This window comes from Mesorhizobium sp. M0106 (assembly GCF_040322715.1).
Lineage (GTDB): Bacteria > Pseudomonadota > Alphaproteobacteria > Rhizobiales > Rhizobiaceae > Mesorhizobium.
The window spans coordinates 336673-342714 of the sequence record NZ_JAMYUA010000003.1 but is presented as its reverse complement, the minus strand read 5'-3'; the positions used below and the strand labels follow the sequence as shown (position 1 = coordinate 342714).

Genomic DNA, 6042 nt, shown 5'->3' with positions numbered 1-6042 from the left:
GTGCCGGGCAGGAAGCCCGGCACGTCGACGAAGGTGACGATCGGGATCGAGAAGCAGTCGCAGAAGCGCACGAAACGAGCCGCCTTGCGGCTGGCATCCGAATCGAGCACGCCGGCCAGCACCATCGGCTGGTTGGCGACGAAGCCGACGCTGCGGCCCTCGATACGGCCGAAGCCGGTGACGATGTTTTTCGCAAAATTCTGCTGGATCTCGAAGAAGTCACCCTCGTCGGCAACTTTAAGGATCAACTCTTTGATGTCGTAGGGTTTGTTGGCATTGTCGGGGATCAGCCTGTCGAGCGACAGATCGTGATCGGTGACCGACTGGTAGCATTCGATCTCGGGAATTTCCGCCGTGTTGGAAGCGGGCAGCAGATCGACCAGCCGGCGCATCTGCAGCAGCGCCTCGACGTCATTGTCGTAGGCTCCGTCGGCGATCGAGGACTTCGTCGTGTGGATAGAAGCGCCGCCGAGGCTTTCGGCGGTGACCGTCTCGTTGGTTACGGTCTTCACCACATCCGGCCCGGTGACGAACATGTAGGAGGTTTCGCGAACCATGAAGATGAAGTCAGTCATCGCCGGCGAATAGACATCGCCGCCGGCGCAGGGGCCCATGATCAGTGAAATCTGCGGGATGACGCCGGAGGCCAGTACATTGCGCTGGAAGATCTCGGCATAGCCGCCGAGCGCCGCCACGCCTTCCTGGATGCGGGCGCCGCCGGCGTCGTAAAGGCCGATGATCGGCGCGCGATTGCGCAGCGCCATCTCCTGGACCTTGACCACCTTTTCGGCATGCGCCTCGGACAGCGAGCCGCCGAACACGGTGAAATCCTTGGCGAAAAGATAGACCGGGCGACCGTTGACGGTGCCCCAGCCCGTAACGACGCCGTCGCCGGCGATCTTGGTTTTCTCCATGCCGAAATCGGTCGAGCGGTGCTCGACATACATGTCGAACTCCTCGAACGAGCCCTCGTCGAGAAAGACGTCTATGCGTTCGCGGGCGGTCAGCTTGCCCTTCTTGTGCTGGGCGTCGATGCGGGCCTGGCCGCCGCCCATGCGGGCGATCTCGCGGCGGCGCTCGAGTTCCTTCAGCACGTCCTTCATGACCGGTCCCCGAAACGGAAAGCTGCATTGTGGTAATCATGCCCGCGAGAGAGCGCAAGCGCCGCTTCCTCATGGCTTTTGCTGCGCTGCAGCATCGGGCCCCTTGCATTTCGATGGGAACTGGGCCATATGCGGCGGCATAGGCGCTTGGGCCGGGATAATCCGGCCTTCTCGACGAATGAGACTGGTTGCGTCTGTTTTCCCTCTTCCCGACAGATCGGCAAGGCGGCGAAAAAGCCCCGTGGCATGATGCCTGCGGGCACGACAGCGCAGCCGTGCGGACGATAATGTCCGCCCGCCTTGTCGTTTCATGACAATTTTCGACGGCAGGTTGCGCCCTGCCGCCCATTGATGTTTGCGGCCAGGAGCCGCATGAAAGAAGAATATTTTGACCAATGAAAACACTTTGACCGGTAAGGACACTGGGGAACTGAACGGTTTCGCCGCACTTGGAATTACCGGCGCACTGCTCAAGGCCACCAATGCCGCCGGCTTTACCGATCCGAAGCCGATCCAGGCCCAGGCGATCCCGCCGCAGCTCGAAGGCCGCGACATTTTCGGCATCGCCCAGACCGGCTCGGGCAAGACGGCGGCGTTCGCGCTGCCGATCCTGTCGAAGATCATCGCACTTGGCACCAAGCGCCGGCCGAAGACGGCCCGCGCGCTGATCCTGGCGCCGACACGTGAACTCGCGGTGCAGATCGAGGAGATGATCAAGCTGCTCGCCAAGGGCGCGCATGTATCGACCGCGCTCGTGCTGGGCGGCGTCTCGCGCTTCAGCCAGGTGAAGAAGGTTGCGCCCGGCGTCGACATCCTGATCGCAACGCCCGGTCGGCTGACCGACCTTGTGCGTGAAGGCGACCTGATGCTTGCCGACACCAAATGGCTGGTGCTCGACGAAGGCGACCGCATGCTCGACATGGGCTTCATCAACGACGTGAAGCGCATCGCCAGGGCAACGGCGCCGGACCGTCAGACGGTGCTGTTCTCGGCGACTATGCCGGCCGAGATCGCCGAACTGGCGAAAGGCCTGCTGAAGAACCCGATCCGCGTCGAAGTCGCTCCTCACAGCACCGCGGCAGCCGAAATCGTGCAGGGTGTCGTCTTTGCCCGCACCAAGCAGAAGCGCCAGGTGCTGGCCAACATGCTTGCCGGTGAGGCGATGAAGTCCGTCATCATCTTCTCGCGCACCAAGCATGGCGCCGACAGGGTGACCAAGGATCTCGAGCGCGACGGCTTCAAGGCCGCTGTCATCCACGGCAACAAGTCGCAGAATGCCCGTCAGAAGGCACTCAACGATTTCCGTGAGGGTTCGGTGCGCATTCTCGTGGCGACCGACATTGCGGCACGCGGCATCGACGTGCCCGGCATCAGCCATGTGGTGAATTTCGACCTGCCGGACGAGGCGGAGAGCTATGTCCACCGGATCGGCCGCACCGGCCGCAACGGCATGGACGGCATCGCCATCACACTCTGCGACCCGTCTGAAAACAGCAAGCTGCGTCAGGTCGAGCGCATCATCCGCACCAAGCTGCCGATCGTTGCCGACCATCTCGGCAGCCCCGATCCGCAGCGCAATCCCGCCGAGAAGAACGAGCGCAGCTTCGAACCGGCCAATGATCGCAACGACCACAATGGCCGTCGCGACGGCAGGCGGCCCAGCGGCGCAAACAACGGCTTCGGCAAGAAGCGGTTCGGCGACAAGCCGGCCTTTGCGGGCGAGCGCAAGCCGGAAGGCGCCAAGCCCTTCAAGGGCAATAACAAGCGCCGCTTCGGCGGCAAGCGGCCAGCAGCGCGGGCCGCATAATCTGACCGTGTTGCGGTCGGCCAAGCCTGGCTTGGTCACACACGATTGAAGAGGGCGACCGGAGCGATGCTTCGGTCGCCCTCTTGCTTGGGGGCCTTTGGGTCACCTTACCACCGCCTCGATCGACACGACGATCCGCTGCGCGAGGAAAGCCGTGGTCGATGCGACAGCGCGTCGCCGGCAATGACGTGGTTGTCCGGGTCGCCGGTATCGTCGACCGGCACCAATTCATGTGCGGCGCCCCAGCGACCCGCAAACACGATCGCTCGCCCATCACCGATCCTACTCGACTGGCGGCTTGCGGTCGAAATTCAATGGCCGCGCATTCCAGCGGGTGACCGTGCTGATCACCCATCGGCAGAACGGCCTCGGCAGCATCCTGAGCAACTTCAGCGTCCAACTCAGGCGGCGTGGGAAAGTGACTTCGAAGCCGCCGTATTCGATGCCTTGCGCGATGCGGCGCGAGGCCAGATTGACCGGCATCAAGCCCGGCATCGGCAGGAAGTTCTTTTCGGTCAGCCGCGTGTCGACAAAGCCCGGATTAATCACCTGGATGCGGACGTTCATCTTGTCGAAATCGTATTTCAGCGACTCGGCCAGGATATTGACCGCCGCCTTGGTGCCGCCATAGGCGGCGGTGGTGGGCCAGCCGAAATAGGCGGTGACCGAACCGATCAGCACGACATGGCCGCGCGAGCGCACGCGCATGCGTTCGATGACCGGCAGCAGGCCATTGACGATGCCAAAATAATTGACTTCGAAAGACCGACGGAAATTGCGCGCCACAAGATCCTCGCCCGGCGTTGCGATATAGCTTCCAGCGTTGAACACTGCCAACACGATCGGACCGAGATCTTTCTCGATCGCTGCAACCGTCTTCGCCATGCGTTTTTCGTCGGTCACGTCGCAAGGATAGGCTGCGACACGGCCCGCCATCTGCGCCGTTTCGACGATGAGCGTATCGATCGGATGGTCATCTGGCGCAGTCACCGCGACGACATAGCCCCGAGCGGCAAGATCCTTGGCCAGCGAACGGCCGATACCGCTGCTGCCGCCCGTAATCCAGGCGACGCCATGCTTCGGATTGGCCCGATAGAGTGTCATGTTGCGCCCCGCCGGCTCTTCTTAGCCTGTGCTCTACCGGTGAAGAAATCGAATGAAAAGAGTGCCTTTCGGTACATGGTTGAAATGAATACCGGTCGGGCGCTCCTGGCTGCAGGAATTGCAGTGTGCGAAATGCGACTGGACCAGGCAAATTCTTGCCTTGAAACCGAAGCTTCGGGTTTCTAGGGTTTCGCCGCACCCACAAAGGAATCTCCATGCCCCGTTCTGTGATCGACGTGATCGGCAACACGCCCCTGATCCGCCTCAACAAGGCCTCGGAAGCAACCGGCTGCGAGATCCTGGGCAAGGCCGAATTCATGAATCCCGGGCAGTCGGTAAAGGACCGCGCCGGCCTGTTTATCATCCGCGATGCGGAACAGCGCGGGCTGCTGCGGCCCGGCGGCGTCATCGTCGAGGGGACGGCTGGCAACACCGGCATCGGATTGACACTGGTTGCCAAGGCGCTCGGCTACCGCACGGTGATCGTCATTCCCGACACCCAGAGCCAGGAGAAGAAGGATACAATCAAACTGCTCGGCGCCGAGCTGATCGAAGTGCCCGCCGTGCCTTACAAGAACCCGAACAATTACGTGAAGCTGTCGGGCCGGCTGGCCGAGCAGATGGCGAAGAGCGAGCCGAACGGCGCGATCTGGGCCAACCAGTTCGACAATGTCGCCAACCGTGACGGCCATATCCGCACCACGGCCGAAGAAATCTGGAACCAGACCGACGGCAAGGTGGATGGTTTCGTGTCGGCGGTCGGTTCCGGCGGCACTCTGGCAGGCGTCGGTTTCGGGCTGAAGGCCAGAAACAACCAGGTCAAGATCGCGCTGGCCGATCCGCTGGGGGCAGCGCTCTATTCCTTCTACACCAGCGGCGAGCTGAAATCCGAGGGCAGTTCGATCACCGAAGGCATCGGGCAGGGGCGGATCACCGCCAACCTCCAAGGCTTTACACCCGATTTTGCCTTCCAGATCCCCGACGAGGACGCGCTGCCGATCGTATTCGACCTGATCCAGGAGGAGGGGCTTTGCGTTGGCGGTTCGACGGGCATCAACATTGCCGGCACCATTCGCCTGGCGCGCGAGCTAGGCCCCGGCCACACCATCGTGACCATGCTTTGCGACTACGGCACGCGCTACCAGTCGAAGCTGTTCAATCCTGAATTCCTGCGCGAAAAGAAGCTGCCGGTGCCGGGCTGGATGGAGCAACAGCGCACGATTTCGGTACCGTTCGAAAGGGTTACGTGATGGCGCACAAGACCGAAGCGCTGTTTCGTGACGACGCCTATCTGGGAACGGCCGACGCCACCGTCGTCGCAGTCAATGATCGCGGCGGCATCATTCTGGACCGGACGGTGTTTTACGCCACATCGGGCGGGCAGCCGGGCGACACCGGCAGCCTCGAACGCGCCGACGGCACCGGCATAGCGATTGCCGCTACGATCACCGGCGAAACCAAGGACGAGATCATCCATGTGCCGGCGCCGGAGCAGGCAGTTCCAAAGGTGGGCGAGCGCATGAGGCTCGCCATCGACTGGCCGCGGCGGCAGTTGCTGATGCGCATGCATTCTGCCTGCCACCTGCTTACCGTCGTCTGTCCGTTCCCGATCACCGGCGCCGCGGTTTCCGAGGACGACAGCCGTATCGATTTCGACATCCCGGACGCCGGCTTTACCAAGGAAGACGTGACGGCCAGACTGATGGAGCTGGTGCGAGCCGACCACCCGATCTTCACCCGGCTCATTTCCGACGAGGAACTGGCATCCAATCCGGGCTTGGTGAAATCCAAGAATGTGCGGCCCCCGGCCGGCACGGGAAGGATCCGATTGGTCTGCATCGGCGAGAACGCTTCGATCGACAGCCAGCCTTGCGGCGGCACCCATGTAAAGAGCACCAGCGAAATCGGCGAGATCCATATCGGCAAGATCGAGAAGAAGGGCCGCGAGAACCGGCGCTTCCGCATTCGCTTTGGTCCTATGCCGCCAGCCTGATATAGGACTGCGACGGACGGGACAGGAGAGAAAAG

Annotated in this window: 5 protein-coding genes and 1 pseudogene; 3 read left to right on the top strand and 3 right to left on the bottom strand. The window is 62.3% G+C overall.

Features of this window, described 5'->3' with window-relative positions:
• Positions 1-1103: acyl-CoA carboxylase subunit beta (locus NKJ55_RS05225; protein ID WP_352448958.1), on the bottom strand; the 1103-nt coding region annotated here is incomplete at its 3' end.
• Between the two features lie 388 nt (positions 1104-1491).
• Between NKJ55_RS05225 and NKJ55_RS05220 the strand changes: the two genes are divergently transcribed.
• Positions 1492-2910, top strand: coding sequence for a DEAD/DEAH box helicase (locus tag NKJ55_RS05220; RefSeq protein WP_352448957.1), 1419 nt, complete (start codon positions 1492-1494; stop codon positions 2908-2910).
• A gap of 102 nt (positions 2911-3012) precedes the next feature.
• Here NKJ55_RS05220 and NKJ55_RS05215 read toward each other — a convergent pair.
• Positions 3013-3164 (bottom strand): annotated as a pseudogene (locus tag NKJ55_RS05215) (alpha/beta hydrolase); the annotation flags it as partial.
• A gap of 28 nt (positions 3165-3192) precedes the next feature.
• A complete protein-coding gene (locus NKJ55_RS05210; protein WP_352448956.1) occupies positions 3193-4014 on the bottom strand; it encodes an SDR family oxidoreductase in 822 nt (273 codons plus the stop codon).
• Positions 4015-4229: 215 nt separating this feature from the next.
• Here NKJ55_RS05210 and NKJ55_RS05205 point away from each other — a divergent pair, with 215 nt between their 5' ends.
• Both NKJ55_RS05205 and NKJ55_RS05200 read left to right on the top strand, forming a co-directional pair.
• Positions 4230-5264 carry a cysteine synthase A gene (locus NKJ55_RS05205; RefSeq protein WP_352448955.1) on the top strand — a complete coding sequence of 345 codons (1035 nt, stop codon included), beginning with the start codon at positions 4230-4232 and terminating at the stop codon, positions 5262-5264.
• Complete coding sequence (locus NKJ55_RS05200) at positions 5264-6007, top strand: alanyl-tRNA editing protein (RefSeq protein ID WP_023675105.1); 744 nt, start codon at positions 5264-5266, stop codon at positions 6005-6007. The genes NKJ55_RS05205 and NKJ55_RS05200 overlap by 1 nt, the downstream gene beginning before the upstream one ends.
• Positions 6008-6042 lie beyond the last annotated feature (35 nt).